This is a genomic window from Streptomyces cupreus (assembly GCF_014257025.1).
In the GTDB taxonomy this organism is placed as follows: Bacteria; Actinomycetota; Actinomycetes; order Streptomycetales; family Streptomycetaceae; genus Streptomyces; species Streptomyces cupreus.
This window is the reverse complement of the sequence record NZ_JACMSF010000023.1, coordinates 34,819-59,402: the sequence shown is the minus strand read 5'-3', so window position 1 is coordinate 59,402 and position 24,584 is coordinate 34,819. Positions and strand designations below refer to the sequence as shown.

At 72.4% G+C, this 24,584-nt stretch carries 24 protein-coding genes and 1 pseudogene; 11 read left to right on the top strand and 14 right to left on the bottom strand.

What is annotated here, in order from left to right:
* Positions 1 to 176: 176 nt before the first annotated feature.
* Both mptB and H4N64_RS46395 read left to right on the top strand, forming a co-directional pair.
* On the top strand, positions 177 to 1,571 hold the full coding sequence (gene mptB, locus H4N64_RS21780; RefSeq protein ID WP_186284085.1) for a polyprenol phosphomannose-dependent alpha 1,6 mannosyltransferase MptB: 1,395 nt from the start codon (positions 177 to 179) through the stop codon (positions 1,569 to 1,571).
* Complete coding sequence (locus H4N64_RS46395) at positions 1,568 to 2,923, top strand: glycosyltransferase 87 family protein (protein ID WP_222109250.1); 1,356 nt, start codon at positions 1,568 to 1,570, stop codon at positions 2,921 to 2,923. Before mptB ends, H4N64_RS46395 begins: the two co-directional genes overlap by 4 nt.
* A gap of 38 nt (positions 2,924 to 2,961) precedes the next feature.
* Here H4N64_RS46395 and H4N64_RS45205 read toward each other — a convergent pair.
* The 4 genes and pseudogenes from H4N64_RS45205 to H4N64_RS21760 all read right to left on the bottom strand — a co-directional run.
* Positions 2,962 to 3,846, bottom strand: a pseudogene (locus H4N64_RS45205) (D-alanyl-D-alanine carboxypeptidase family protein); the annotation flags it as partial.
* A 94-nt stretch (positions 3,847 to 3,940) separates the two neighbouring features.
* A complete protein-coding gene (gene rho / locus H4N64_RS21770) occupies positions 3,941 to 5,068 on the bottom strand; it encodes a transcription termination factor Rho (RefSeq protein WP_186284083.1) in 1,128 nt (375 codons plus the stop codon).
* A 213-nt stretch (positions 5,069 to 5,281) separates the two neighbouring features.
* Positions 5,282 to 6,133, bottom strand: a complete 852-nt coding sequence (locus H4N64_RS21765) for a class I SAM-dependent methyltransferase (protein ID WP_186284082.1) — start codon at positions 6,131 to 6,133, stop codon at positions 5,282 to 5,284.
* A gap of 40 nt (positions 6,134 to 6,173) precedes the next feature.
* Entirely contained in the window at positions 6,174 to 6,572 is a 399-nt protein-coding gene (locus H4N64_RS21760) for a nuclear transport factor 2 family protein (RefSeq protein WP_186284081.1), read from the bottom strand.
* A gap of 69 nt (positions 6,573 to 6,641) precedes the next feature.
* Between H4N64_RS21760 and H4N64_RS21755 the strand changes: the two genes are divergently transcribed.
* Both H4N64_RS21755 and H4N64_RS21750 read left to right on the top strand, forming a co-directional pair.
* Positions 6,642 to 7,205, top strand: coding sequence for a PadR family transcriptional regulator (locus H4N64_RS21755; protein WP_186284080.1), 564 nt, complete (start codon positions 6,642 to 6,644; stop codon positions 7,203 to 7,205).
* A 5-nt stretch (positions 7,206 to 7,210) separates the two neighbouring features.
* The gene (locus H4N64_RS21750; RefSeq protein ID WP_186284079.1) at positions 7,211 to 7,960 is read left to right on the top strand and encodes a class I SAM-dependent methyltransferase; all 750 of its coding nucleotides are present in this window, start codon (positions 7,211 to 7,213) and stop codon (positions 7,958 to 7,960) included.
* On the opposite strand, the gene H4N64_RS21745 is transcribed toward H4N64_RS21750, so the two are convergent.
* The 5 genes from H4N64_RS21745 to H4N64_RS21725 form a co-directional block, all read right to left on the bottom strand.
* Complete coding sequence (locus H4N64_RS21745) at positions 7,930 to 8,673, bottom strand: GntR family transcriptional regulator (protein ID WP_186284078.1); 744 nt, start codon at positions 8,671 to 8,673, stop codon at positions 7,930 to 7,932. The genes H4N64_RS21750 and H4N64_RS21745 overlap by 31 nt on opposite strands.
* Before the next feature lie 134 nt (positions 8,674 to 8,807).
* On the bottom strand, positions 8,808 to 9,776 hold the full coding sequence (locus H4N64_RS21740; protein ID WP_186284077.1) for an acetylxylan esterase: 969 nt from the start codon (positions 9,774 to 9,776) through the stop codon (positions 8,808 to 8,810).
* A gap of 189 nt (positions 9,777 to 9,965) precedes the next feature.
* Positions 9,966 to 10,547, bottom strand: coding sequence for an Rv1733c family protein (locus H4N64_RS21735; protein ID WP_186284076.1), 582 nt, complete (start codon positions 10,545 to 10,547; stop codon positions 9,966 to 9,968).
* 32 nt (positions 10,548 to 10,579) lie between these two features.
* Positions 10,580 to 11,335: an FAD-binding oxidoreductase gene (locus H4N64_RS21730; protein ID WP_186284075.1), complete on the bottom strand. Its 756-nt coding sequence runs from the start codon at positions 11,333 to 11,335 to the stop codon at positions 10,580 to 10,582.
* Complete coding sequence (locus tag H4N64_RS21725) at positions 11,328 to 11,933, bottom strand: sulfite oxidase-like oxidoreductase (RefSeq protein ID WP_186284074.1); 606 nt, start codon at positions 11,931 to 11,933, stop codon at positions 11,328 to 11,330. The genes H4N64_RS21730 and H4N64_RS21725 overlap by 8 nt, the downstream gene beginning before the upstream one ends.
* A gap of 142 nt (positions 11,934 to 12,075) precedes the next feature.
* Between H4N64_RS21725 and H4N64_RS21720 the strand changes: the two genes are divergently transcribed.
* Positions 12,076 to 12,786, top strand: coding sequence for a GNAT family N-acetyltransferase (locus H4N64_RS21720; protein WP_186284073.1), 711 nt, complete (start codon positions 12,076 to 12,078; stop codon positions 12,784 to 12,786).
* Positions 12,787 to 13,033: 247 nt separating this feature from the next.
* Positions 13,034 to 13,822 (top strand): putative protein N(5)-glutamine methyltransferase, encoded by a 789-nt coding sequence (locus tag H4N64_RS21715; protein WP_186284072.1) that lies wholly within the window; start codon positions 13,034 to 13,036, stop codon positions 13,820 to 13,822.
* On the opposite strand, the gene H4N64_RS21710 is transcribed toward H4N64_RS21715, so the two are convergent.
* Together H4N64_RS21710 and H4N64_RS21705 are read right to left on the bottom strand one after the other, a co-directional pair.
* On the bottom strand, positions 13,819 to 14,448 hold the full coding sequence (locus H4N64_RS21710; RefSeq protein WP_186284071.1) for a DUF5666 domain-containing protein: 630 nt from the start codon (positions 14,446 to 14,448) through the stop codon (positions 13,819 to 13,821). The two genes, H4N64_RS21715 and H4N64_RS21710, sit on opposite strands and share 4 nt — an antisense overlap.
* Positions 14,449 to 14,552: 104 nt before the next feature.
* Positions 14,553 to 16,649, bottom strand: a complete 2,097-nt coding sequence (locus H4N64_RS21705; RefSeq protein WP_186284070.1) for a SpoIIE family protein phosphatase — start codon at positions 16,647 to 16,649, stop codon at positions 14,553 to 14,555.
* Between the two features lie 254 nt (positions 16,650 to 16,903).
* Here H4N64_RS21705 and H4N64_RS21700 point away from each other — a divergent pair, with 254 nt between their 5' ends.
* The 4 genes from H4N64_RS21700 (at position 16,904) to H4N64_RS21685 (ending at position 20,950) form a co-directional block, all read left to right on the top strand.
* On the top strand, positions 16,904 to 17,776 hold the full coding sequence (locus H4N64_RS21700) for a hypothetical protein (RefSeq protein ID WP_186284069.1): 873 nt from the start codon (positions 16,904 to 16,906) through the stop codon (positions 17,774 to 17,776).
* A 119-nt stretch (positions 17,777 to 17,895) separates the two neighbouring features.
* Positions 17,896 to 18,267: a hypothetical protein gene (locus H4N64_RS21695; protein ID WP_186284068.1), complete on the top strand. Its 372-nt coding sequence runs from the start codon at positions 17,896 to 17,898 to the stop codon at positions 18,265 to 18,267.
* Positions 18,268 to 18,355: 88 nt separating this feature from the next.
* Positions 18,356 to 20,371, top strand: a complete 2,016-nt coding sequence (locus tag H4N64_RS21690) for an NADPH-dependent 2,4-dienoyl-CoA reductase (RefSeq protein ID WP_186284067.1) — start codon at positions 18,356 to 18,358, stop codon at positions 20,369 to 20,371.
* Positions 20,372 to 20,392: 21 nt separating this feature from the next.
* A complete protein-coding gene (locus tag H4N64_RS21685; RefSeq protein ID WP_186284066.1) occupies positions 20,393 to 20,950 on the top strand; it encodes a PadR family transcriptional regulator in 558 nt (185 codons plus the stop codon).
* On the opposite strand, the gene H4N64_RS21680 is transcribed toward H4N64_RS21685, so the two are convergent.
* Both H4N64_RS21680 and H4N64_RS21675 read right to left on the bottom strand, forming a co-directional pair.
* Positions 20,938 to 21,474 carry a hypothetical protein gene (locus H4N64_RS21680; protein WP_186284065.1) on the bottom strand — a complete coding sequence of 179 codons (537 nt, stop codon included), beginning with the start codon at positions 21,472 to 21,474 and terminating at the stop codon, positions 20,938 to 20,940. The genes H4N64_RS21685 and H4N64_RS21680 overlap by 13 nt on opposite strands.
* A gap of 169 nt (positions 21,475 to 21,643) precedes the next feature.
* The gene (locus tag H4N64_RS21675; RefSeq protein WP_186284064.1) at positions 21,644 to 22,645 is read right to left on the bottom strand and encodes a fibronectin type III domain-containing protein; all 1,002 of its coding nucleotides are present in this window, start codon (positions 22,643 to 22,645) and stop codon (positions 21,644 to 21,646) included.
* A 420-nt stretch (positions 22,646 to 23,065) separates the two neighbouring features.
* Between H4N64_RS21675 and H4N64_RS21670 the strand changes: the two genes are divergently transcribed.
* Positions 23,066 to 23,743 carry a glycoside hydrolase family 75 protein gene (locus tag H4N64_RS21670; protein WP_186284063.1) on the top strand — a complete coding sequence of 226 codons (678 nt, stop codon included), beginning with the start codon at positions 23,066 to 23,068 and terminating at the stop codon, positions 23,741 to 23,743.
* Positions 23,744 to 23,749: 6 nt separating this feature from the next.
* Here the strand turns inward: H4N64_RS21670 and H4N64_RS21665 are convergent, their stop codons facing one another.
* Positions 23,750 to 24,502: an SDR family NAD(P)-dependent oxidoreductase gene (locus tag H4N64_RS21665; RefSeq protein ID WP_186284062.1), complete on the bottom strand. Its 753-nt coding sequence runs from the start codon at positions 24,500 to 24,502 to the stop codon at positions 23,750 to 23,752.
* Positions 24,503 to 24,584 lie beyond the last annotated feature (82 nt).

Sequence of the window (24,584 nt, the reverse complement as noted above, 5' to 3'; positions counted from 1 at the left end):
GAGGATGTCAACTGTCGTCCCCGGGCCCGGTGCCGAGCTCCCGCCTCGTCTGAGCGGGGCCAACCGTTCGGCGTGGCCGGAACCAGCCACGCACCGGACACACTTCGGCTTCCCCCCGGAGGGCCCCGCGTCGACTTCCGGCCACCCGGCGTTGACACGCTTGCCGAGTGTTGGCCATGGCTTTTCCCGTCGATCTCCGCCGCTGCCAGGTGCTCGGTCTTGCCGGTACCGCCGTCCTCGCGGCAGGCGGCGGCACCGCAGGAGCGCTCCCCGTCCGGGACCTCCTCGCTCCGTCCTCCGCCGAGGCCGCCCTCGGCCTGATCGGCGTGTACTTCGGCGTCGTCCTGCTGATAGCGGCCTGGGCACTGCTGGGCCGACTCCTGCTCGGCAGCGAGCCGCCGACCCCGCGCGCCCTGCTGGTCACCCTCGGCGTGTGGGCGGCCCCGCTGCTGCTCGCCCCGCCGTTGTTCAGCCGGGACGTGTACAGCTACCTCGCGCAGGGCGCCATGGTCGACGCCCACATCGACGTCTACGCCCACGGTCCGGCCCGGCTCGGCGGCCCGCTCGCCGACGAGGTCGCCCCGCTGTGGCAGCACACGGGAGCGCCGTACGGACCGGTCTTCCTCGCCCTGGCCTCCGCGCTGTCCGCGCTGACCAGCGGTGAACTCCCCGCAGGCCTCTTCGGGATGCGGCTCGTCGCGCTGCTCGGGGTGGCCCTGATGGCGGCCGCTCTGCCCCGCCTGGCTCGGCACAGCGGCGCCGACCCGGCCGCCGCGCTGTGGCTCGGCGCCCTCAACCCGCTGGTGCTGCTGCACCTGGTCGCCGGCGCGCACAACGACGCCGTCATGCTCGGACTGCTCGGCCTCGGCCTCGTCGCCGCGCTCGGCCGGTGGCCGGTCCTGGGCGCCGTACTCGTCACCCTCGCCGCCCTGGTCAAGGCGCCCGCGGTGCTCGGCCTCGCCGCGGTCGTCGTGCTCCAGGTGCGGGCGGGCCGCCGCCCGGTAGGGGCCGTCCTGACGACCACGGCCGCGGCCGCCGCCACGACCGTCGCCGCGACCGCCGTCGCCGGAACCGGATACGGCTGGATCGGCGCCCTCGACACGCCCGTCTCTCCGCACAACTGGGCGCTCACCAGCCTCCTGGGCCGTGCCACCCGTGCTCTGCTGGAGTGGTTCGGCAGCGACCTGGCCCCCCTCGCCGTACCGGCCTGGCACGCGCTCGGTGTCGCCGCCGCCGTGGTCGCCATAGCGGTCATATGGCTGCGGCTCAGGCTGCGCCCGGTGTACGCGCTCGGCCTCAGCCTCGCCGCCGTGGCCGCCTTGGGCCCCGCGATCCGTCCCTGGTACGCCCTGTGGGGCCTGTTCCTCATCGCCGCCGCGGCGCCCAGCGCGTCGGTACGGCACCGGGTGGCCGCCGTGACCGGCGTCCTGGCGCTCGCCACGCTGCCCAGCGGGGGCCCGGCGGACACCGGACAGCTGGTGCTCGCCGTCTCCGGCGGTGTGCTCGCGGTCGTCGTGCTGTGGCAGGCCCACCAGGCGGAACTCGCGCCGGCCTGGGGGCGGACCGCATGAGACTGCCCCGCACCGACCGCGGACGACTGCTGCTGGCGCTGTTCCTCGTCGCCGCCGTGAGCGCGTTCACCGCGACCGTGCCGCTGCTGCGCGACTGGTTCGACCTGCGCGTCTACCACGGCACCGTGGACAGCTGGATCCACCACGGCGGCCGTATCTACGACTATCTGGTCCCCGGCACGACCTACGGCTTCACCTACCCGCCGTTCGCCGCCGTCGCCATGCTGCCCATGGCCCTGCTGGACCTGCCCGCCGCCATCGTCGTCGCGCTGCTGCTCAACCTGGCCGCGCTCGCCGTGGTCCTGCGCATCCTGGCCGGACGGGACTGGCGGCGCTACGGCTGGTTCGGCTGCCTCCTCGGCGCCTGCGCGCTCGCCCTGTTCGAGCCGCTGCGCGACACCTTCAGCTTCGGCCAGGTGAACGTCCTGCTGCTCGCCCTCGTGCTGACGGACGCCTGGCTGCTGGCCACCGGGCGGGAACGCTGGGCGGGTTACGGCATCGGCCTCGCCGCCGCGATCAAACTCACGCCCGCCGTCTTCATCGGCCTGCTCCTGCTGGCCCGGCGCTGGCGGGCGGCCGGTATCGCCACGGCCGTCGCCGTCGGGGCCACGGCCCTGGCGGCCTGGGTGACCCCCGACGCCTCCCGGTTCTACTGGACGCGGGCCCTGTGGGACACCACCCGGGTGGGCCGTCTGGACTATGTCTCGAACCAGTCCCTTCAGGGTGTCCTGGCCCGGCTCGGTGAGCCGGACCGCGCGCCGTGGGCGGTCGCCGTGCTGCTGGTGCTGTGCGTGTGGGCGTGGCGGGCGGGCCGGGCGATCGCCGCGGGGGAGTGGATCGCGGCCTTCGCCCTGACGGGCCTGACGGCGTGTCTGGTCAGCCCCATCACCTGGGTGCACCACCTGGTGTGGCTGCTGCCGTCGTTCGCCGTGCTGATCCGCGCCGGGCACCCGCGCACCGCGGCCGCCCTGTACGCGTTGCTGTGCACGAGCGTGGTGTGGCTGTGGTTCGACGACGCCTCCGGCATCGACGGATTCATCGGCTCCAACACCTACGTCTGGATCACGCTCGGCCTGCTGCTGTGGCTGCCGGTGGGTCAACTCCCCGCCGGACGGCACCTTCTGGGACGTGTCGTGAGCGCGACGGCACCGGCGCCGAGTCCGGCGGCACCCGCCACCATCCCGGCCTCGGCCCAGCCCGGGCCCGCGTCCACCGGTGCCGCGACGGCTGCCGCGGACACCGGCTCAGGCCCCGGACGCGGCTTGGCCCGCAGGGCGTCCAGCGAGCCCACGGGATCGACCCGTCCCGCAGCGGCGAAGCCCCAGTCCAACAGCTCCCGAGCCTCCTCGTAGACGGCGAGGCCGCCGCCGTACTGGGGATTCATCACCGTGACGACGAGGGTGCGGCCGCCCTTGCGGGCTGCGGACACCAGGGTGTGGCCGGCGTTGGTCGTGTAGCCGTTCTTGACGCCGATCAGGCCGGGGTAGGGGTCGACTCCGTCGCCGCCGGTCAGCAGCCGGTTGGTGTTGCTGATGGGGTACGACCATCCGCCGCCGTCCGGGAACCTGGCCTCGACGGTGCGGCAGTAGCGCGCGAAGTCCTTGTTGCGCAGCCCCGCCCGGCCGAACACCGCGAGGTCGTACGCCGAGGACACCTGGCCCGGTGTGTCGTAGCCGTCGGGCGACAGCACCCGGGTGTCGAGGGCGCCGAGCGCACGGGCCTTGGCCTGCATCCGCTTGGCCGTGGCACGCCAGCCGCCGTTCAGCCCGGCCAGGACGTGCACGGCGTCGTTGCCGGAGTTCAGGAACACTCCGTTCCACAGATCGGCGACCCGGTAGGTACGCCCCTCGGCGACTCCGACCATGCTGCTGCCCGGACCGATGTCCGACAGTTCCTCCTCGTCGACCGTGTGCCGGATCCCGCCGGGCAGGGCGGGCAGCACGGTGAGGGCGAAGAGCGCCTTGAGGGTGCTGGCGGGCGGCAGTCTGCGGTGCGCGTCGTGCGCGGCGAGCACCTCGCCGGTACGGGCGTCGGCGACCACCCACGAGAGCGCGGAGATGCTCGGCACCCGGGGCGCCTCCGCGCGCAGCCGCACGTGCGTACCGGAGCGACGCAGCAACGACGGCCGCGGGACCGCCGACACCCGTGTCCGCTCCGTCCCACCGGGGCCTGTGTCACCCCGGTCGGCCACCGCGGCGGGCGCGAGCCCCAACAGGCCTGCCACACAGAGCGCGCAGGCCGAGACGGTGACCCGGGAAGAGAATCCGATCTTCATGCGATCAACGTAGGAAGTGCTCGGCGACACACCGCGCTGCCCGGTCGGAGCGTCGTCCGCGAGCACCCGGATGCCGCACTCCGGGCCCTGTGCGTCAGGCGGGATCGGCGGGCAGCGTCGGCTGGATCCGGCGCAGGAACGTGGCGTTGTCCGGCGTCTCGCGCATCCGCTCCAGCAGGGTCTCCAGACCGTCCTTGCCCTGCAGCACCCGGCGCAGGCCGCGTACGGCGGTCAACTCGGCGGCGGTCAGGAGCAGTTCCTCGCGGCGGGTGCCGGAGGGATTGATGTCGATCGCCGGGAAGACGCGGCGGAAGGCGAGTTCGCGGCTCAGGCGCAGCTCCATGTTGCCGGTGCCCTTGAGCTCCTCGAAGAAGTAGTCGTCGGCGCGGGAGCCGGTCTCCACCAGGGCGGTGGCGAGAATCGTCAGCGAGCCGCCCTCCTCGGCCGCGCGGGCGGCGCCGAAGAAGCGCTTGGGGCCGATGAGCGCGGCGGCGTCGACGCCGCCGCTGAGGGTCCGGCCACCGGCGGCGGCCGCGTTGTTGTGGGCCCGGCACAGCCGGGTCAGCGAGTCGAGCAGGATCACGACGTCCTCGCCCGCCTCGACGAGCCGCTTGGCCCGCTCGATGACCAGCTCGGCGAGCGCGATGTGCTGCTTGGGCGCCCGGTCGAACGTCGAGGCGTACACCTCGCCGCGCACCGAGCGCCGCATCTCGGTGACCTCCTCGGGGCGCTCGTCGAGCAGCACCACCATCAGACGGCTTTCGGGGTGGTTGCCTGCCACGGCGGCGGCGATCTGCTGGAGCAGCACCGTCTTGCCGGTCTTGGGCGGGGCGACGATCAGCCCGCGCTGGCCCTTGCCGACGGGCGCGATCAGGTCGGTGACGCGTCCGGCGAGCCCGGCTGCCGGGTGTTCGAGGCGGAGCCGCCGGCTCGGGTGCAGCGGGGTGAGCTCGCCGAAGCGTCGGCGGCTCGTGTCGGGGGCGCGGCCGTTGACGCGGGCGACCTCGGTGAGGGCCCGCTGGCCGCCTCGTACGCCTTCGACGAGGTCGCCCTTGCGCAGGCCGTGACGGCGGATCAGGGCGGGGGAGACCTGGAGGTCGGAGGACGCGGACAGCAGGCTGTCGGCGCGCAGATGCCCCTTCCCGCTCGCGTCGATGTCGAGAACACCGGTGACGGTCTGAGGGGCGGACTTCTGTACGAGGGGTTCGAGTGTGGTGGTCATGGGAGGGTCCTTTCACGGACGTACGGCATGAGACATGCGGAAGGAAGGGGTGATGCCGCGGCAACGGGGCGGACAGAGCGCCTCCGGGCGGCGGGGAACACCACCTCGGGTACGGCGGAACCGCTGGTCACGAGGTGGTGAGAAAGCCGGTACGACAACCGGCCGACTGAAGGAGAACTGGCACCGGCGCCCTGGACGGGGCGTACACAAGTGCTAACGGGACGGTACCACGCCGGTTCGGCGTGTGGCGAGGAGTCCGTAGAGAAGGGGGATCCGAGGCTCCGGGAGCCGCCACCAGCCGGACGGCGTGCGGACCATCTGCGGCCAGCGCTGCCAGGGCAGCTCGTCGCTCTCGCGGAGCCGCTGGACGGTCAGTCCTGCCTCCGTCAACGCGGTGACGACGTCTCCTATTCCGTGCATCCACTCGAAGCTGTCGGTGGCGCCCTCGACGGCCGGACCGTCGGTGTAGGTGCGGGTCGCGTCCCGGTGCACGGGACCGCCGCCGCCCAGGTAGTCGTGGAGCAGCAGCAGCTCGGGCCCCTCGCCCGGCGCGGGCTTCGGGCCGAGGGAGTTGAGCAGCGGGTGGAACTCGACGATGTACAACAGGCCGCCGGGACGCAGCAGTTCGGCCACCACGCCCGCCCAGCGCTCCAGATCCGGCAGATAGCACAGGGCGCCCTTGCCGGTGTACACGACGTCGAACCGCTCCCGGCCCAGGGCCGCCACGGCGTCGTACACGTTCGCCTCGACGTAGTCGATGTCGGCGCCCGCCTTCGCGGCGAGGTCGCGGGCGGCCGTGACGGAGGCGGCCGAGAAGTCCAGGCCGACCGCCCGGGCCCCGCGCCGGGCGAGGGCGATCGTCTCGGTGCCGAGATGGCACTGGAGGTGGAGCACATCGCGGCCCGCCAGGTCGCCGAGGTCCGCCCATTCGAAGGGGGCGAACCAGCGGGCGGGATCGAGGTCCTGGTCGAGCCCGTAGAAGCGGCTGGCGAGGTGGACGGGGGTGCGGGCGTCCCAGTTCGCCTGGTTGGCCCGCATCAGCCGTGCGTGCTCGTCGGTGCTCATGAGGACATCCAACCGCGAACGGACGCGGAAGGAGGCCGAGTCACACGGAACGCTCCCGCGCCTCCTCGGCGATCCGGTCGAACTGCGCGGCCATGGCGGCCTGGAGCGCCTGCGCGGCCGACAGGGGGCGGACCATGACCGTGAACTCGTCGATCAGGCCGCTGTTGTCGACATGGATGAAGTCGCAGCCCTGGATCTCCCGGTCGCCCACGCGCGCGGTGAAGACCAGCGCATGGTCCCGGCCGCCCGCGTCGTTGATCTCCCGCACATAGCGGAAGTCCTCGAAGACCCGCGCCACTCCGCGCAGGATCGCCGCCGTGATCGCCTTTCCGGGGTACGGCTTGAACACCACCGGACTGGTGAAGACGACGTTCTCGGCCAGCAGTGCCTCGGCGGCGTCGAGGTCCTGGGCCTCGATCGCCTTGCGGAACGCCTGCATCGGCGCCTCCATAGTCAATTTGTTGAGTAGGTGCAGAAGAGATTAATCACTCCCTGCTAGCGTGTCCATATGTCTCTGAAGCACGCCGTCCTGGCCGCCCTCCTGGAGGGAGAGGCGTCGGGGTACGAGCTGTCCAAGCTGTTCGACGTGTCGTTCGCGAACTTCTGGGCCTCGACCCCCCAGCAGCTCTACCGCGAGCTGGAGCGACTGACGCAGGACGAACTGATCGCGGCCCGGACCGTCCAGCAGGAGCGCCGGCCCAACAAGCGGATGTTCACGCTCACCGAGACGGGCCGGGAGGAACTGCGCTCCTTCGCCGCCGAGCCGGTACGGCGCCCGGCGGCGATGCGCGACGAACTGCTGATCAAGATCCAGGCCATGGACGACTCGGACCCTGCGCCCGCCCAGGCGCTGATCGAGGAGCGGATGAGCTGGTCCGAGGGCAAACTCGCCCGCTACGAGCGGGTGCGCGAGCGGCTGCTGGCCGGGCGGACCGAGGAGGAGTACCTGCGTGACACCGAACGCGTCGGCCCGTATCTCACGCTGCTCGCCGGCATCGACTACGAGCGCGGCAACCTGCGCTGGTGCGAGCGCGTTCTCGCCGTACTGAAGCAGCGGACACCTCTGGGGTGACACTGATGTTCAGCCCCGAAGGCCCCTCCCTGCGCGAACTCGCCGTCCAGGCGCTGTCGTCCGTCGAACGCGGCTACGACCTGCTCGCCCCGAAGTTCGACCACACCCCCTTCCGCACCCCGGACTCGGTCCTCGACGCCGTCGCCGCGGCACTGGAGCGAATGGGCCCCTTCGACACCGGGCTCGACCTGTGCTGCGGCACCGGCGCCGGCATCGACGTCCTCACGCGCGTGTGCCGACACCGCGTCACCGGGGTCGACTTCAGCGCGGGCATGCTCGCGGTGGCGCGCGAGCGCGAGCGAACGGCCCGGACGCCGGTCTCGTACGTCCGTGCCGACGCCCGCGCCCTGCCGTTCGCGCCCGCCTTCGACCTCGTCGTGAGCTTCGGGGCGTTCGGACACTTCCTGCCGCGCGAGCTGCCGGGGCTGTTCGCCCAGGTCCATGACGTCCTGCGGCCCGGCGGGGCCTTCGTGTTCCCCGTCGTCGCCCCGCCCCGGCCCGGAACCTGGGCCTACTGGATGCTGCTGGGCTTCGACGCGGTGATGCGGGTGCGCAACGCCGTGTGGCGGCCGCCGTTCGTCATGTACTACCGCGCGTTCCGGCTCGGTGAGGTGCGCCGGGAGCTGGAGCGCGCCGGTCTTGCCGTGGAGCTGACGGCGCTGCCCGAGTTCGGGCAGCGCCGCGACGGCAGTCCGCGTGTGCGGATGGTGGTCGCCCGCCGGAGTCAGCCCGCCGCCGGCAGCGTGAACTCGTAGACCAGCGCGTCCTGTCGGGCGTCCACCACGAGCTCGGTGATCTCCAGCGGGCGGGCGTACTGGTCGTGGACGCGTCGGGTGACCCGGACCGAGGACGCGCCCGCCAGCGGGGTGATGGAGTCCCGGTGATGCAGGGTCAGGCCCGCCTTGCGCATCCAGTCGTAGGCGCGGCGCAGTTGGGCCGAGGTGGAGCCCTCGGCGCGGTCCCGGTAGCGGCCCAGCTCCTCGACCTCGGCCAGGGCCACGGCGGAGAAGGACGTCACCGCCGTGCGGCGTGCCCGTCCATCGGCGCCGGCGGACTCGTAGCGGTGCACGAGGGTCGGCCGGTGCGGGGCGAGTCCCAGCGCCTCGGCGTGGCCCGGCGGGGGCGTCTCCCAGGTGACCGTCGTGCGGTCGACGGCGCCCGGATCGGCCGCCCGGGCGCCCACCGGGAAAGTCAGCGCCGCGGGGTTCTCGACCGGCGGACCCGGCAGCGTGGCATGGCTGCCGCGCCGGTCCGTGGCGACCAGACCGTCGTGCCGCAGCACCTCGAGCGCCTGCCGTACGGTCTCCCTGCTGACCCCGAAGTGCCGCGCCAAGTGCCGTTCGCCCGGCAGCCGTTCGCCGGGCGGGATGGTGCCGTCGCGCAGCTCGCCGAGCAACTGCGTCGCGATCCGCCAGTAGAGGGGCTGTCCCTCGGTGAGCGGGTGGTCGTGCGGGGTGGTGCGGGCCATGCCGCGCCCTCCTGTTGGTGACATGCCGTAGCCGTGCGGGCTCATTGCGCCACCAGATCTAGCATTGGTCTAAACCAGCAGGGAAGGGTAGCGGGCCGGTTCGGCCGAAACCGGCCCGCTGATCGCCGCTTTGGTCAGGCGTACGACCGCAGCCAGCGTAGCTTCGCCGCGTCGTGGTAGGGGCCGCCGCCCTCATGGTCGTTGAAGTCGTACACCTCGATCGCCTTGTCGTCGTGCGCCCAGGAGTTGTAGGCCGCGAAGACGGTCGAGGGCGGGCAGGTCTGGTCCTCCAGCGCCGCCGAGAACAGGGCCGGGGCCCGGCCGCGGGCCGCGAAGTGGACAGCGTCGAAGTAGGAGAGCGTGCGCATCACGTCCTCGGTGCGACCGCGGTGCGTCTTCAGGTAGAGGGCGATCTCGCGGTACGGGTGACGGTCGGTCACCGTCGCCGCGCGCGGGTAGTCGCACAGGAACGGCACGTCCGGGGCGACCGCCGTCAGATCCGGCACCAGGCCGCCCACCGCGATCGTGATCCCGCCACCCTGGCTGGCGCCCAGCGCCACAGTCCGCGAGGCATCGGTCAGCGGATGCGAACGGGCCGCCTCCACGGCGCGCACCGCGTCGGTGAACACCCGCCGGTAGTAGTAGTTCTCGGGCGCGTCCACACCGCGCGTCATGAAACCGGGGTACGCGGGCGCACCGCCCACCGGGTCCGCCGTACCGCCGCCACCGCCCCAGGCGCTGCCCTGGCCGCGGGTGTCCATCACGAAGTGCGCCCGGCCCGAGGACGCCCACAGCAGATGCTCGTGCGGCAGCCCGCGCCCGCCGCCGTACCCGATGAACTCCACCACCAGCGGCACCGGTTCCTCGGCCGCCGCGGGCAGCGTCAGCCAGCCCTTCACCGGGTGACCGCCGAAACCGGCGAACGTCACGTCGTACACCGTCACCGTGGACAGCCCCGTGTCGACCGGCTCGAAGCGGGCGTCCAGGTCGTGCTCGCGGGCCTCCTGGAGCGTCTTGGCCCAGAAGGAGTCGAAGTCCTCGGGCGCGACGGAGTCGCTGCGGTACTCGCGCAGTTCGTCGAGCGGAAGGTCGAACAGGGCCATGGATGACCGCCTTTGTGAGGAGGACGTGCGGATGATCACACGGTACGTGGATGATCGGATCTCTCGCCAGGTCCTTGTCCGGTGCGGACGGAACCGCGGAACCACGGAACTGCTGGTCAGAGATGCCGAGCTGCTTGTCGTGGACGACGGGCGGGAGATCGCGGGCGGCTGGGTGACCGTATCCGGTGGTCACGCCTGCCGTCGGCTCCATCGAGGTTCGGTACGGGCCCACTCCCGCTCCCACTCCGCGAGCCGGTGTCGGGTGGCGACGTGGCGGACCAGGGCGTGGCCGAGGAGGACCAGGCCCGCCGCGCCTGCCGTCGCGCAGGCGCCGATCGCCACGGTGTGCTGCCAGATCGTCGCCTCGCTCGGGGGCGGGGGCACGCTGCGGCCGGCGGAGTCGAGCCACATGTCGACCCGCTTACCGCGGTGGGTGTCGGCCGGGACCACGGCCGTGCCCGTGCGGGAGACGCCGTCCGGGTCCGTCCAGCGCACCGTCACGCGTTGGTTGCGCTCGGCGCCCTGCACCGTGGGGAGCGAGTCCGGGGCCCAGCCGGTGACCTCCGCGCGGATCCGGTGGCGGTCGGCGCGCTGGGCCGTCGCCGTGGCCCGGGCGTCGTCATGGGCCCACCAGCCCGCCGCCACCCCGGCCGACGGCGCGGCCAGGCACAGCAGGACGGCCACCACCAGTACCGTCCAGGCCTCCACGACGTCCGACCGGCGCCGTAGCGGATTGTGCCGCCGGCGCCAGCCGGGTACTCGGGTCCTCACGCCCGTCGGGTACCCGCAGACGCCCGCGGGAGTCAGCCGAAGCGCTCGATGCGGATCCGGTCGACGGGCTGCCCGGCCTCGACGAGCAGACGCGAGGCATGCTCGGCGAACCCGTTGGAGCCGCACACATAGGCCTCCCACCCACCTGGCGGCTGTTCGGCCAGGAGCGGCGCCACATGTGCGGCCGACACACGTCCGACCGGCACACCCTCCGGGGCGCTGCGTGTGAACACGGGCGTCGTCTCCGCGCCGTACTCCCGCGCGTAGATCAGTTCCCGCGGGCTGCGCGCCGAGACCAGCAGCCGCAGCGGTACGTCGAGGCCGCGTGCCCGGTGGTGCCGCACCATCGACATCAGCGGTACGACCCCGGATCCGGCGCCGATCAGCAGCGCGGGCCGGTCGCCGGGCCAGGCGAAGAAGCCGCTCAGCGGCCCGCGCACCTCGATCCGGTCGCCGGGGCGGGCCACGGTGTGGAACCAGCCGGAGACCTCGCCGCCCTCGACATGGTCCAGGGTCAGCTCGATATGCCCGGAGTCGTCGGGCGCGGACGCGATCGAGTAGTGGCGCTGGGCCGCATAGCCGTCCTCGGCGGTCAGCCGCAGCATCAGATGCTGGCCGGGCAGATGCCCCGCCCAGGCGGGCACCGCGAGCCGGACGGTGGCCGCGTGCGGGGTCTCGCGCCGGATCTCCGTGATCGTTGCGGACTGCCACAGCGTCGCCGTCCGATTACTCACCGCGATACGGCCGGGCACGGCGAAACGGGTCGGGGGAGTGAACGTCTCAGTCACCGGAGTACCGCTGCTCCTCCCAGGGGTTGCCGCGCTCGTGGTAGCCGTTCTGCTCCCAGAAGCCCGGCTCGTCGTGGTCGAGGATCCTGAGGCCCGCGATCCACTTGGCGCTCTTCCAGAAGTACAGATGCGGCACCAGCAGCCGCGCCGGGCCACCGTGCTCGGCGGCGAGCGGCTGCCCGTCGTACTCCCAGGCGATCCACGCCCGCCCGCCGGTGAGGTCCGCGAGCGGGAGGTTCGTGGTGTACCCGGTGTGTGAGTAGGCCACGGCGTGAGTGGCGGAGCCATGGGGCTTGACCACACCCAGGAAGGCGTCCAGGGACACGCCCCCGAACCGCACCCCGAACTTCGACCAGCTCGTCACACAGTGGATGTCACCCTCGTACACCGACCCGGGCAGGGCGTGGGCCTCGTCCCAGTTCCAGGTGCGGGGCTCCTCGACCAGGCCGTCGACGCGGAACGTCCACTGCCCGGGTGGGAGATCCGGTGTGACCTCGGCGGACAGGACGGGCCAGTCATCGCCCGCGTCGTACTGGCCCGGTGGCAGGCCGGCGTTGAGGACGCGTGGGCGCCCGGTGAAGCCTCGGGTGACGTTCATGCGGGTGGTGCCTCCAGACCGCCGTGCGCGACGGCCGTGATCAGTACGTTGCGCCTTCAACCGTACTGGTCCGAACGTACGGGAATAGCCGCCCACCGATCTTGCTTGGCTTGTGTGGCGGTCGACAAGAGAGAGGGAACAGATGTCCAAGGCGTACGACCGGGTCCTCGACAATCCGGCGCTGGCCGCGCTGACCGGCCCGCACGCCCGATTCGCCGAGCGGCGCGGCCGCGTTCTGCGCTACCCCGTCGAGGTGTCCCCCTGGGTGGCCCTGCCCGACGACCCGGAGCCCGCCGACTGGGCGGACGTCGCGGCCCTCGCCGGTCCCGGGAGGGAAGCGCTGCTGATCGGCTACCGGGGCCGGACGCCCGAGGGCTGGGAGACCGTTTTCCGCGCCGAGGGTGTGCAGCTCGTCGGCGAGGACGTGGCCGGCGCACCGGACCCGGAGGCGGTCCGCCTCGGCCCGGCCGACGTGCCCGAGATGCTCGACCTGGTCGCCCGCACCCGGCCGGGGCCGTTCCTGGCCCGCACCCTCGAACTCGGCACCTACCTGGGCATACGCCGGGACGGCGCCCTCGTCGCCATGGCGGGGGAGCGGCTGCGCCCGCCGGGCTGGACGGAGATCAGCGCGGTCTGCACCGACCCCGTCGTCCGCGGCCAGGGCCTGGCCCGACGGCTGGTGCTCGCCGTCGCGCACGGCATCCAGGAGCGCGGCGAGACGCCCTTCCTGCACACGGGCGCCGACAACACGGGCGCGATCGGGCTGTACGAGTCCCTCGGCTTCGGCCTGCGCCGCACCACCGTCTTCCTCGGCACCCGCGTCCCGGACGACCTCCTGGAGCCGGCGGCCTGACGGGCGTTGTACGCACCAGATACCGCCGCCCGGCGTCCGTCAGAGTTGGATGGTCTAAAGGGGGAGGTGCCGGGCCTGATCATTGGGGTAGTGTGGCCGTCCGTCCGTGGATCGTCCCGGACGCGTGGAACCGAGGGGGTGAGACCCATTACCGCAGTGTCAGGTCGGGTGCTCTCCCCACGAGTCGGTGCGGTCGCCGGTCGCCGGTGACCTGAGGAGCGCCCTTCGGATCCCGAAAGGCCCCCCTTTGTCTTCCACTCCCCCTTCCCTCTCCCATGACACCGTCGTCGCCACGCTGCGTGCCGCGGGCTGTGTCTTCGCCGAGGACGAGACTCGGTTGCTGCTGACCGCCGCCACCTCCCCGGCAGAGCTCGCCGCCATGGTGGACCGGCGCGCGTCCGGTCATCCCCTCGAACTCGTCCTGGGCTGGGCCGAGTTCCGCGGTCTGCGCATCGTGGTCGAACCCGGCGTCTTCGTCCCCCGCCGCCGGACCGAGTTCCTGGTCGAGCGGGCCCTCGCCCAAGTCCCGGACGCCTCCGTGGTGGTGGACCTGTGCTGCGGCTCGGGTGCCGTAGGCGCGGCCCTGGCCGCGGCGCTGGGTGCGGTCGAACTGCACGCCGCCGACATCGACCCGGCCGCGGTGCGCTGCGCCCGCCGCAACGTCGCCGCGTACGGCGGTCAGGTCCACGCCGGTGACCTGTTCGGGGCGCTGCCCACCGCCCTGCGCGGCCGTGTCGACATCCTTGCCGCCAACGTCCCTTACGTGCCCACCGGCGAGGTCGGACTCCTGCCCGCCGAGGCGCGCGACCATGAGCCGCTGACCGCCCTCGACGGTGGCGCGGACGGCCTGGACCTGTTGCGCCGGGTCGCCGCCGAGGCGGGGCGGTGGCTGGCGCCGGGCGGCTGCCTGCTCGTCGAGACGAGCGAGCGCCAGACGGCGGCCGCCGTCGAGGCCTTCACCCGGGGCGGTCTGACGCCCCGTCCGGCGGTGTGCGAGGAGCGGTACGCCCAAGTCGTGGTGGGCACGGTGCCTTAGAGCCTGTGGGCGGCCGCGTCGTTGTCGTGGTGCCAGGGCCGCTTCTCGCGCCAGTCGCCGGGGTCGCGCTGCTCCCAGGTGCCCGACAGGACGTGGTCGGCGGTGCGTTCGCCGTCGTCGGAGCGGGTGCCGGCCAGGTACACCTCGTCCCCGTCCTTCAGGCCGCCCGAGTCGCCCTCCTTGTGGACCGTGGTGTCCGAGTCGACCGTCCAGGTCCACTCGGCGCCGTCCTCGCTGCGGACGGTGACCTGGTCGCCGTCCACCTCCTCGACGGTGCCGCGCTGCCAGACCCGGACGATCCACTCGTCGCTGTCCGGGTCCTGGACGGTCGCCTCGCCGTGGACGGCGCCGCCGCCCCTGCCCATCCAGGGGCCGCGGTGGTGGCGTTCACCGGGGCGGTCCGGCGCGTTTGAGGACGCCGAGGCCGAGGGCGTCGTAGAGCCTTCTCCGCCGTCCGAGGTCGCGGCGTAGGCGACGGTGCCGCCGAGGGCGAGTACGGCGATCGTGGTCGCCGCGGTGATGGTCCGCGCGCGGGCCGACTGGCGTTGCCACAGCCCGCGCGGCCGGTCCCGTTCAGGTCCGCCCGCGAGGACTTCTGGAGTTTCCTGGTCCGGATCGTGTGTCATGGCTCGCTCCCTCGGCCACGGCGGCCCGGCCGACCTGGGCCACGCCTTGCTGTGATTGTGGGACGAGGGCGGTAAGAAGCCGGTAATGGTTTCCTGTGAAGGGCCTAAACGGGCGTCACGACGCGCGCGATGAGCAGGGCGACGTCGTCGGAGTTGTCGGGCTGGTGCAGCGTGCGCAGCAGGAGGTCGCAGACCTCCTCCAGGGGGCGGTCGGGGCCGTCGAGTAGGTGCAGCAGCGTGTCGAGGCGTTCGTCGAGCGGGTGTTGGCGGGTCTCGACGAGACCGTCGGTGTAGAACACCAGCCGGTCGCCGGGCTCCAGTGCCACGGTGGTGGTGGAGAAGGCCACTCCGCCCACGCCCAGCGGTGCCCCGGTGGGCAGTTCGAGCAGTTCCGGGGCGTGTCCGTCGCGCAGGCGGACCGGCGGCAGATGTCCGGCGTTGGCGATCCGGCACTGCCGCAGCTGCGGGTCGTGGACCGCGTACACGCAGGTGGCGATGGAGTGGTCCAGGCCGTCGGTGGTCTTGTCCAGGTGCTCCAGCAGCCGGGCCGGATCGAGGTCGAGGGAGGCCAGGGTGGTGGTCGCGGTGCGCAGCCGGCCCATGGTCGCGGCGGCGTTCACCCCGCTGCCCATGACGTCACCGACGACCAGCGCGGTCTTCCCGCCGTCCAGGGGGATCACGTCGAACCAGTCGCCGCCGACCTCGGCGGTGGCGCCCGCGGGCTGGTAGCGGGAGGCGACCTCCAGGCCGCCCGTGGTCGGCGGATGGCAGGGCAGCAGGCTGCGCTGGAGGGTGAGGGCGGTGTCGCGGGCGTTCTGGTACCAGCGGGCGTTGTCGATCTGCACGGCGGCGCGGGACGCCAACTCCCGTGCCAGCAGCAGGTCGTCGTCCCCGAAGGGCAGGGGGTTGTCGATCCGCTTCAGGTCGAGGGCGCCCAGCACCTCGCCGCGCGCGATGAGCGGCACGGCCAGATAGGAGTGCACCCCCGCGCGGGCCAGCCGCTCCGCCGCCTCGGGGGAACGGGCGATGTGGGGCAGATCCGCGGGCTCGACCTCGGCCACCAGCACCGGGCTGCCGGTGCGCACGCACTGGGTGACCAGCCGGTCGGGCGCGTACCGGGCGATCTGCCCGGGCGGATCGGCGGCGTCGAGGGCCTCCGACGGCCGTCCCGCCTGCACGGCCAGGGCGCGGATCACGGCCGGTTCGGCGGGGCCGAGAATGCTGCGCCTGCCCTCCACCACCGCGTCCAGTAGATCCACGGCGGCGATGTCGGCGAGTTCCGGGACGGCCACATCGGCGAGCTCATGGGCCGTACGTTCCAGTTCGAGGGTCGTGCCGATGCGGGCGGAGGCGTCGGCGACGACGGCGAGGCGTCGGCGCGCGGCCTCGGCCTCGACCTGGGCCCGGTGCTGCTCGGTGACGTCCACGACCATGCAGGCCACGCCCAGCACGGTTCCGAGCGCGTCCTCCAGCCGGTACATGGACAGCGACCAGGCATGGTCCTCGTCCGGATCGGCCGGAGTGCGTCCTATGGTCGACTGGTCGACGAGCGGCACCCCGGTCTCCAGGACCTGGCGGACCGCGGACTCCAGGGCGGCGGCGTCGACGTCCGGCAGGACCTCGGGGACGGTACGGCCCAGATGCTCCTCGGCGGGTACTCCATTGAGCTGTTCCAGCGCCGGATTGACGGAGACGTACCGCAGATCGGTGTCCAGCACGGCGAGTCCGATCGGCGACTGCGACACCACGCGCGTGGACAGCGCGACGTCCCGCTCCAGCCGGCGCACCGTCGACTGGTCGGCGGCCAGACCGAGCGCGTACACATCGCCCCGGTCGTCCAGCAGCCGCTGGTTGCGGAACTCCACAAGACGGGTGCTGCCGTCCTTGTGCCGGATGGGGAAGGCCCCGGCCCAGCTCTCGCCGGTCTCCATGACATCGGCGAACAGCTTCACCACCACGTCGAAGTGCTGCTCGTGGATCATCAGCCGGACGGCGGACCGGCCCAGCGCCTCCTGCGCGGAGTAGCCGAAGAGCTCCTCGGCCTGGGGACTCCACAGCACGATCCGGCCCTCGGCGTCCAGGACGACGGAGGCCACGCCCAGCACATCGAGCAGCCCGCTCGGGCGTACGGGACCGCGCACCGGCCCGTCACCCGGCATCGGCTCGTCGCCCCGGGCCACGGGAGATCCGGCTGCAGTCATCCCACGCACCGCCTTCGCCCTTTCACGCGGCACGCTGTCCCCCGTGCCGACTCCCCTTGTTCTACCGCGCTCAACCGTCTCCGCGACCTCTCGCGTCGTTCACCTCCACCATCCCTCAACACGGCGGCGGGCGTCCGGGGAAGCGCAACGAAGACGACCACTGCCGTTCCTCTATTGGTCTGTACATGACCATCGGAGCGCGCCAGACTGTCCGCCGAGCACCCGCAGCCACCCCCCAACCGAGGAGTCGGCCCATGCCCCTGCGTGCCCGGCAACGTTGTCATGCCGTCCTGACCGGACTCGTCGCCCTCGCCAGTGCCGCCGTCCTGTCCACCGCCCCGCCCGCGTTCGCCGCCGACACCTGGACCGAGGCCGGCTCCGACCGCGCCGACCCGCTGACCGAGAGCCAGGGCCTGACCTCGGTCGAGGTCCCGGCCGGCAGCCCCAACCGCTACACCGGCATCGGCACCATCCCCATGAGCGTGAGCAGCCGGGGCTGGAACCATGTCGGCGACCCGGACGCCTCCTACGACGGCTACTACATCGAGCCGTACCAGGCCGACTCCGGGAGCGCGAAGATGTTCCGCGTGCAGGCGCCGGGCGGCGCCTGGTCGGAGTACGTGCACACGCTGAGCGGCGGAGAGGCGCTGAACAACTCCTGGGTCGCCATCACGCCCGCCGGCCAGTGGATGCTGGCCGGGGAGTACGGCACGATGAACCGCCTCCTCGTCTTCCCGACCCCCGGCGTCAACCCCGGCACCTCCCCGTCCGCGAACCTCCCGCAGGCCTCCACCGTCCGCCTGGACCACGCCGTACGGGACGTGCAGGGCTGCGACTTCTCGGGTCCGACCACCCTCCTGTGCTCCTCGGACGACCCGGCGGGCACCCTCTTCGGCATGACCAAGCCGCTGCTCCAGATCGACCTGTCGGCCCAGCCGGGCAGCTCCGACGTCACCGGCCATGTCACGGCCCTGCGTCAGCTCCCCCTGCGCAGCGGCTGCTCGGGCACCTTCGAGGCGGAGGGCGTCGACTACGACCGCCGCACCGGCACCCTGCGCGTGATCGTCCTGTCGCCGGGCTTCTGCATCCTCACCGACAGCAAGACCTATCGCTTCACCCGAAGCTGACTCGGCGCTCCTCTCGGGGCTGTACATCCCGGAATGTAGTGGTTTTCTGGGAGTGCGACACGGTGTCGCGGGGGAACCCGGCGCCGTGACGCGGCGCGGCCGCGAGAGGAGCGATCACGATGGACAGTGAGCGACTGCACCCGGAATCCGTCTCCGTGGAGATCAGCGGATGCAGCAAGGAGGACGCCCGGATCGTGTTCGAGGCCCTGTGCGCGTGCTACGACTCGGACCGACGCTCCGATGACGTACCGCAGGATTGGCACGAGACCCGGCCGACGGTGTGGCTGGGCACCTTCGACGTCTCCGAGCCGCACCCGGGCGCCCACCCCGGCGGCCGGCTGTCCCGGTCCGTCGAGGCCGATGCGCAGGGCGGCTACTGGGCGATCGACCGCTTCCGCGCCACCCTGCACGACCTGTTCACGGTGCACGACCTCAGCACGGCCTCCGGTGACCAGGAGCGCGAGCTGCACGTCCGGCTGGAAAGCCGGTGACCTGGGTCTCTCCTTTGTGCAACTAGTTGCATAAACCGGGCGCGGTCCTCTACAACAGGGAGGACGACACCGCGCACGGAGGGGCCCGATGAGCCGTTACCCGCACCTGCTGAACCCGCTTGACCTGGGCTTCACCACGCTGCCCAATCGCGTGCTGATGGGTTCCATGCACGTGGGCCTTGAGGAGGCCGAGCGCGGCTTCGAGCGCATGGCCGCCTTCTACGCCGAACGGGCCCGCGGCGGCGTCGGCCTGATCGTCACCGGCGGCATCGCCCCGAACGAAGAGGGGCGCCCCTACGAGGGCGGCGCGAAGCTCACCACCGAGGCGGAGGCCGAGCAGCACCGGGCCATCACCGAGGCCGTGCACCGCGAGGGCGGCCGGATCGCGATGCAGATCCTGCACTTCGGCCGGTACGCCTACCACCAGGATCTGGTCGCGCCGAGCCCGCTCCAGGCCCCGATCAGCCCCTTCCCGCCGCGCGAGCTCACCGACGCCGACGTCGAGCGGACCATCGGGGACTACGCCCGCACCGCCCGCCTCGCCCGGCACGCCGGCTACGACGGCGTCGAGATCATGGGCTCCGAGGGCTACCTCATCAACGAGTTCATCGCCGCGCAGACCAACCACCGCACCGACCGCTGGGGCGGCTCGTACGAGAACCGCATGCGCTTCCCGGTCGAGATCGTGCGCCGGGTGCGCGAGGCCGTCGGCGAGGACTTCATCATCGTCTACCGGCTGTCCATGCTGGACCTGGTCCCGGGCGGCTCCACGCTGGAGGAGGTGATCACCCTCGCGAAGGCGGTCGAGGCCGCCGGGGCGACCATCATCAACACCGGCATCGGATGGCACGAGGCGCGCATCCCGACCATCGCCACCTCCGTGCCGCGGGGCGCGTACACCTGGGTCACCAAGCGGCTGATGGGGGAGGTGTCTCTCCCGCTGGTGACCACCAACCGCATCAACACCCCCGAACTCGCCGAGGAGTTGCTCGCCGAGGGCTACGCGGACATGGTCTCGATGGCCCGCCCGATGCTCGCCGACCCCGACTTCGTGAACAAGGCGGCCGAGGGCCGGCCGGAGGCCATCAACACCTGCATCGGCTGCAACCAGGCCTGCCTCGACCACACCTTCAGCGGCAAGATCACCTCCTGTCTGGTCAACCCGCGCGCCTGCCACGAGACGGAACTGGTCCTGTCCCCGACCCGGCGGCGCAAGCGGGTCGCGGTCGTGGGCGCGGGCCCGGCCGGTCTCGCCTGCGCGGTGTCGGCCGCCGAACGCGGCCATGAGGTGACGCTGTTCGACGCCGCGAGCGAGATCGGCGGCCAGCTCAACGTGGCCCGCCAGGTCCCCGGCAAGCAGGAGTTCGACGAGACCTTGCGCTACTTCGGCCATCAGCTCGACGCGCGGGGCGTCGACGTACGGCTGAACACGCCGGTCGGGGCCGCCGATCTGGAGGGTTACGACGAGGTCGTCGTCGCCACCGGCGTCACGCCGCGCACCCCGGACATCCCGGGCGTCGACCACCCGAGCGTCGTCGGCTACCTCGACGTGCTGCGCGACCGCGTGCCCGTCGGCGAGCGCGTCGCGATCCTCGGTGCGGGCGGCATCGGCTTCGACGTCGCCGAGTTCCTCACCGACGGCGGCGACAAGGCGAGCGAGGACCCCGAGACGTACTTCCGCCTCTGGGGCGTCGACATGGCGTACGAGGGCGCGGGCGGTCTGGCGGCGCCCGAGCGTCCCGCCCCGCTGCGCACCGTCCATCTGCTCCAGCGCAAGACCACCAAGGTCGGCGCGGGCCTCGGCAAGACGACCGGCTGGATCCACCGCACCGAGCTCAAGCACCGCGGCGTCCGCATGGTCCCGGGTGTGCGCTACGACCGGATCGACGACGCCGGGCTGCATGTCACCGTCGGCGAGGAGAGCACGGTCCTGGAGGTCGACACCATCGTCCTGTGCACCGGCCAGGAGCCGCGCCGCGATCTGTACGAGGAGCTGGTGGCCGCCGGCCGCAGCGTCCACCTGATCGGCGGCGCCGACGTGGCCGCGGAGCTCGACGCCAAGCGGGCCATCAAACAGGGCACGGAGGTCGCGGCGGCGCTGTAGGCGCCTCCCTAGGATGACGTCATGTCACTCCCGCACGCGATCCTCACCGCCCTGCTCGAAAAGCCGTCCTCGGGGCTGGAGCTGACCCGTCGCTTCGACAAGTCGATCGGTTACTTCTGGTCGGCGACGCATCAGCAGATCTATCGCGAGCTGGGAAAACTGGAGGCGGACGGGTTGATCCGCGCGCTCGCCTCCGAGCAGCCCGCCCGCGGTCAGAAGAAGAGCTACGAGGTCCTGCCCGCGGGCCGCGCCGAACTGGCCCGCTGGAGTGCCGCCGCCCAGGACCCCAAACCGCACCGGGACACGCTGCTGTTGCGGCTGCGCGCGGCGGCCGTGGTCGGCACCGAGGGCATCGAGGCCGATCTGCGCCGCCATCTCGCACTGCACCGACGGCAGCTGGCCGAGTACGAGGAGATCGAGAAGCGCGACTTCCCGCCCGGCAAGGACGGCCCCGAGGACCGGCTGCGCCATCTGGTGCTGCGGGCGGGCATCGATCTGGAGACCTTCTGGACCCGGTGGCTGACCCACGCGCTGGAGGAGTTCGCCGAGCTGCCCGCCGAGGGCCCTCAGAGCCGGTAGGGCTTCGAGCGGCGGCGCAGGAACCAGACGGTGGCCCCGGCGCCGATCGCCAGCAGTCCGCCGCCCGCCGCGAGGGTCAGCGTGCCGAAGTCCTTGGCGGCGCCGCCGAGACCGCCCATGACACCGCGCGAGGGCGAGGCCGTCGCGGAGATGGTGGGCGCGGAGACGACCACCGCCTGGGTGCCCGCGGTCTGGTTGTTGAACGCGCACTGCACGATGACGGTGTACGTGCCCGGGCTGACGCTCGACCAGGCGGCGGACTGCCGGCTGGTCGAGCCCGAGAGCGCCACCTGGCGGCCCTGGGCGAAGTTCGCCTGGCTGCTGGTGAGCAGCGAGGCGGTGCCCCAGCTGCCGGTGGAGCTGGTCTGGCTGCACTCGACGGTGGTGACCGAGACCGTGTTGCCGCTGGTGCTCACCGAGATCCCGGACTGCGCGGCGGCCGTCGGGGCGGTCAGGGCGAGCGGAAGCGCGGCGGCGGCCGCCATGGTCAGCCCCGAGCGGAGAAGTGGCGTTGAGTTGCGCATGTGGACTGCCCTCCGGCGGCACGGTTGGCGGTACATCCCTTGCGCCGCCGAGGGTCGGGAAACGCCCGTGCTGCCTCAGGGGCAGCCAACGTGCCCCCGGCCCACCGCGCATGCGGACCGCCCCCGGGCAGGTGACGGATTCCATCGTCCGGCCCAGGGACGGGCCGACTCACCGTGTTCCGTCGTCGCCCGTCGTCACCGTCCGCTCCGCCGAGAACCCGCCCCAGGTCCCGTCGGGCAGCCGTGCCCGCAGCCGCACCCGATAACTGACCCCCGCCTCGGCGCCCGCGTAGAAGCTGTATGTGGCCTTCTCACGCGGCGCTTCACCGCCGAACACCACCGATGTGGCGGGCTTCCCGTCGAGGTGCACCTGGTACTCCGTGACCACGCCGTCCGTGCGCGGCGGGACCCAGCTCAGGTCGATGTAGTAGGCCCCGTCCGCGTCCCCGCGGTGGGCCGTGGCGCGGAAGTCGACCGGTGCGGTGCCGCGCCCGTCGTCTCTGCCCGGTGTGGTGAGGCGTACGGGGGCGCCCGTCGGTGAGCTGTTGTCGGCGGCGTCCCGGGCAAGGACCGTGAAGGTGTAGCGGGTGCCCGGCCGCAGCCCCGTCAGCACGGTCGCGGTCTGGTTACCGCCCACACTGTGGATCTTCGTACCGCCCTGAAGGATGTCGTACGACACCACACCCCGGTCGTCCTTCGCCGCGGACCAGGACAGCTGGACGGCCCTGCTGCCCACCGCGCGGCCCGCCACGGCGCCCGGCGCGCTCGGGGCGGCGCCGTCCGCGGCGGCCGAGGCGGGAGTCGTCGCGCGGACCTCCTCGCTGGGCGGTCCGAGGCGGCCGTCGGTGTCACGGGCCCGCACGGTGAAGACGTACGTCGTGGACGGGCGCAGCCGGGTGACATCCACCATGTGTTCGTCACCCGGCACGTCCTTGACCTTTGTGGTGCCGCGATACACCTCGTAACCGTCGATGCCCTGGCCCGCCGTCACCACGTTCCACATCACATGCACGCTGGTCGCGCTGCCCGCCTCGGCCGTGACGCCCCTCGGTGCGCCGGGCAGCGGGCCCTCGTCGGCCCGGCCCTGCCAGCCGCAGGAGGCGACCAGGGCGAGGGTGCCGCAGAGCACGGCGAGTCGGTGCGGACGGGCGGGGATCGGAACGCGTCGCACGACTGTGCCTCCCGTGGGGGGACGGGGGCCGCGGCGGAACCACTGGACACCGGCTCGCGGCAATGGTCCGGACCAATATGACGCGGCTGGCGCGATCGCATCAAGAGGGCGGTCGTTGCCGGTCGTTCGCGACGGTTACGTATGCTGACCCCTCACGGCTGAACTCCCCAGGAGGGCTCGGGAGTTCACGCCGGTGGCGCGGACCGCTGTCGTCGCTGATCCCGCGCCGGCCGTGCGCGGCCGGGAGGCCGAGCCGACACAGGCTCAGACTCCCGGCCGCTGCCGGAAGTTCGGGGACCGCATCTCCGAAGAACGCGCCGGGGCACCACGTCCGGCCCCCGAACGGTGGCCGCTTGATCGCCCAGGCATCAGATTGGGCTGAGTGTCCGTCAGTGTCCCCCCAGGAGAGGGTTCCTCATCGTGCGTCTCCAGTCGCTGACGCTGCTCGCGGCAAGCGCCGCCCTGCTCGCCGCCGCACCGCAGGCCGAGAAGTGGCCGGCGGTGCGGCACCAGGGCGACGTCCGCGCCGCCGATCTGCTGGCCAAGGCGCGTGAGTGCGCCCAGATCTCCCGCGGGCGCTATCGCACCGACGACGGCCGGCCCCCGACGATCCCGGTCTGCGGCACCCGGGAGGCCGTCTTCTGGACGGCCGACCTGGACATCGACTGCGACGGCCGCCCCGGCCGCCACTGCAACAGCCGTACCGACCCCTACTTCAGTGATGTCACCGCGTTCACGCAGTCCGACGGCCGCTATCTGGACGCCGAACGGCTCCCGTACGTCGTCGTCCCCGCCCCGAGCAGTGTCTGGGACTACCGGGACCATGGGATCCGCGGCGGTTCGGTGGTCGCCCTCGTGTACCGGGACCGCGTGCGGTACGCGGTCGTCGGTGACGTGGGGTCGCGCGACAACATCGGCGAGGCCTCCTACGCCGCGGCCGAGGCCCTCGGGATCCGTCCCGACCCGCACGGCGGTGGCACCGCCTCCGGGGTCACCTACATCGTCTTCAAGGACACGCGGGTGGAGCCGATCGAGGACCGCGAGGCCGCCGTCACGGTGGGCGAGTGGCTGGCACGCAGGTTCGTCAGCAGCCGCTGAGCTCGGTCAGACCGCCGACCAGCCGTCGTCCACCGGCAGCACCACACCGTTGATGTTGCTCGCCGCGTCCGAGGCGAGGAACACGATGGCCGCGGCCTGTTCCTCGGGCTGGGCGAGCCGGCCGACGTTGACGAAGTGCGGGCCGAGCGCCGTCGGCCCGTGGGCGCCCTGCTCGGCGTCGATGACGATGCCGGTCCGGGTGCCGCCGGGCGCGATGGCGTTGGCGCGGATGCCCTGCCCCCGGTACATCACCGCGAGGTTCTTCGTCAGGCCCACCATGCCGTGCTTGGAGGCCGTGTACGCGGCGCCCGCCGCGCTGCCCCTGAGGCCCGCTTCGGAGGCGGTGTTCACGATCGCGCCCCTGCCCGCGGCCAGCATGTGCGGCAGCACGGCCCGGGTGAGCTGGAACGGGGCGGTGAGGTTGACCCGGATGACCCGCTCCCACTCCGCGTCGCTGACATCGGCGACCGCCGACATCCGGTCCATGATCCCGGCGTTGTTGACCAGCACGTCCACCCCGCCGAACCGCTCCACGGCGGTGGTCACGACCGCGTCGACGGCCGACTGCTCGCTCAGATCGCCGGTGACGGCGACGGCGGTGCCGCCCGCCTCCTCGATCTCCTTGACGACGGCCTGTGCGCCCTCGGCGTTGAGGTCCGCCACCACGACCCGGTCGCCCTGGGCGGCGAAGGCCAGGGCCGTGGCCCGGCCGATGCCCGAACCCGCTCCGGTGACGATGACGCCGCGTCCGTCGGTCATGAGCCGCTCCCATCCCTGCGCCAGGGCCGAGTGCCCTGTGCGCGCACACTCTACGATTTAATGTCTGTGAGTGACATAAAGT

Excerpts from the sequence above, each read along its gene's own strand:
- H4N64_RS21700 (WP_186284069.1), top strand. The coding sequence starts at position 16,904 with ATGCCCCTGCGTGCCCGGCAACGTTGTCATGCCGTCCTGACCGGACTC.
- H4N64_RS46395 (WP_222109250.1), top strand. The coding sequence starts at position 1,568 with ATGAGACTGCCCCGCACCGACCGCGGACGACTGCTGCTGGCGCTGTTC.
- H4N64_RS21665 (WP_186284062.1), bottom strand. The coding sequence starts at position 24,502 with ATGACCGACGGACGCGGCGTCATCGTCACCGGAGCGGGTTCGGGCATC.
- H4N64_RS21705 (WP_186284070.1), bottom strand. The coding sequence starts at position 16,649 with ATGACTGCAGCCGGATCTCCCGTGGCCCGGGGCGACGAGCCGATGCCG.
- H4N64_RS21750 (WP_186284079.1), top strand. The coding sequence starts at position 7,211 with ATGTTCAGCCCCGAAGGCCCCTCCCTGCGCGAACTCGCCGTCCAGGCG.
- H4N64_RS21745 (WP_186284078.1), bottom strand. The coding sequence starts at position 8,673 with ATGGCCCGCACCACCCCGCACGACCACCCGCTCACCGAGGGACAGCCC.
- H4N64_RS21710 (WP_186284071.1), bottom strand. The coding sequence starts at position 14,448 with ATGACACACGATCCGGACCAGGAAACTCCAGAAGTCCTCGCGGGCGGA.
- H4N64_RS21740 (WP_186284077.1), bottom strand. The coding sequence starts at position 9,776 with ATGGCCCTGTTCGACCTTCCGCTCGACGAACTGCGCGAGTACCGCAGC.
- H4N64_RS21685 (WP_186284066.1), top strand. The coding sequence starts at position 20,393 with ATGTCACTCCCGCACGCGATCCTCACCGCCCTGCTCGAAAAGCCGTCC.
- H4N64_RS21725 (WP_186284074.1), bottom strand. The coding sequence starts at position 11,933 with ATGAACGTCACCCGAGGCTTCACCGGGCGCCCACGCGTCCTCAACGCC.
- H4N64_RS21690 (WP_186284067.1), top strand. The coding sequence starts at position 18,356 with ATGAGCCGTTACCCGCACCTGCTGAACCCGCTTGACCTGGGCTTCACC.
- H4N64_RS21755 (WP_186284080.1), top strand. The coding sequence starts at position 6,642 with ATGTCTCTGAAGCACGCCGTCCTGGCCGCCCTCCTGGAGGGAGAGGCG.
- mptB (WP_186284085.1), top strand. The coding sequence starts at position 177 with ATGGCTTTTCCCGTCGATCTCCGCCGCTGCCAGGTGCTCGGTCTTGCC.
- H4N64_RS21765 (WP_186284082.1), bottom strand. The coding sequence starts at position 6,133 with ATGAGCACCGACGAGCACGCACGGCTGATGCGGGCCAACCAGGCGAAC.
- H4N64_RS21720 (WP_186284073.1), top strand. The coding sequence starts at position 12,076 with ATGTCCAAGGCGTACGACCGGGTCCTCGACAATCCGGCGCTGGCCGCG.
- H4N64_RS21680 (WP_186284065.1), bottom strand. The coding sequence starts at position 21,474 with ATGCGCAACTCAACGCCACTTCTCCGCTCGGGGCTGACCATGGCGGCC.
- H4N64_RS21695 (WP_186284068.1), top strand. The coding sequence starts at position 17,896 with ATGGACAGTGAGCGACTGCACCCGGAATCCGTCTCCGTGGAGATCAGC.
- rho (WP_186284083.1), bottom strand. The coding sequence starts at position 5,068 with ATGACCACCACACTCGAACCCCTCGTACAGAAGTCCGCCCCTCAGACC.
- H4N64_RS21760 (WP_186284081.1), bottom strand. The coding sequence starts at position 6,572 with ATGCAGGCGTTCCGCAAGGCGATCGAGGCCCAGGACCTCGACGCCGCC.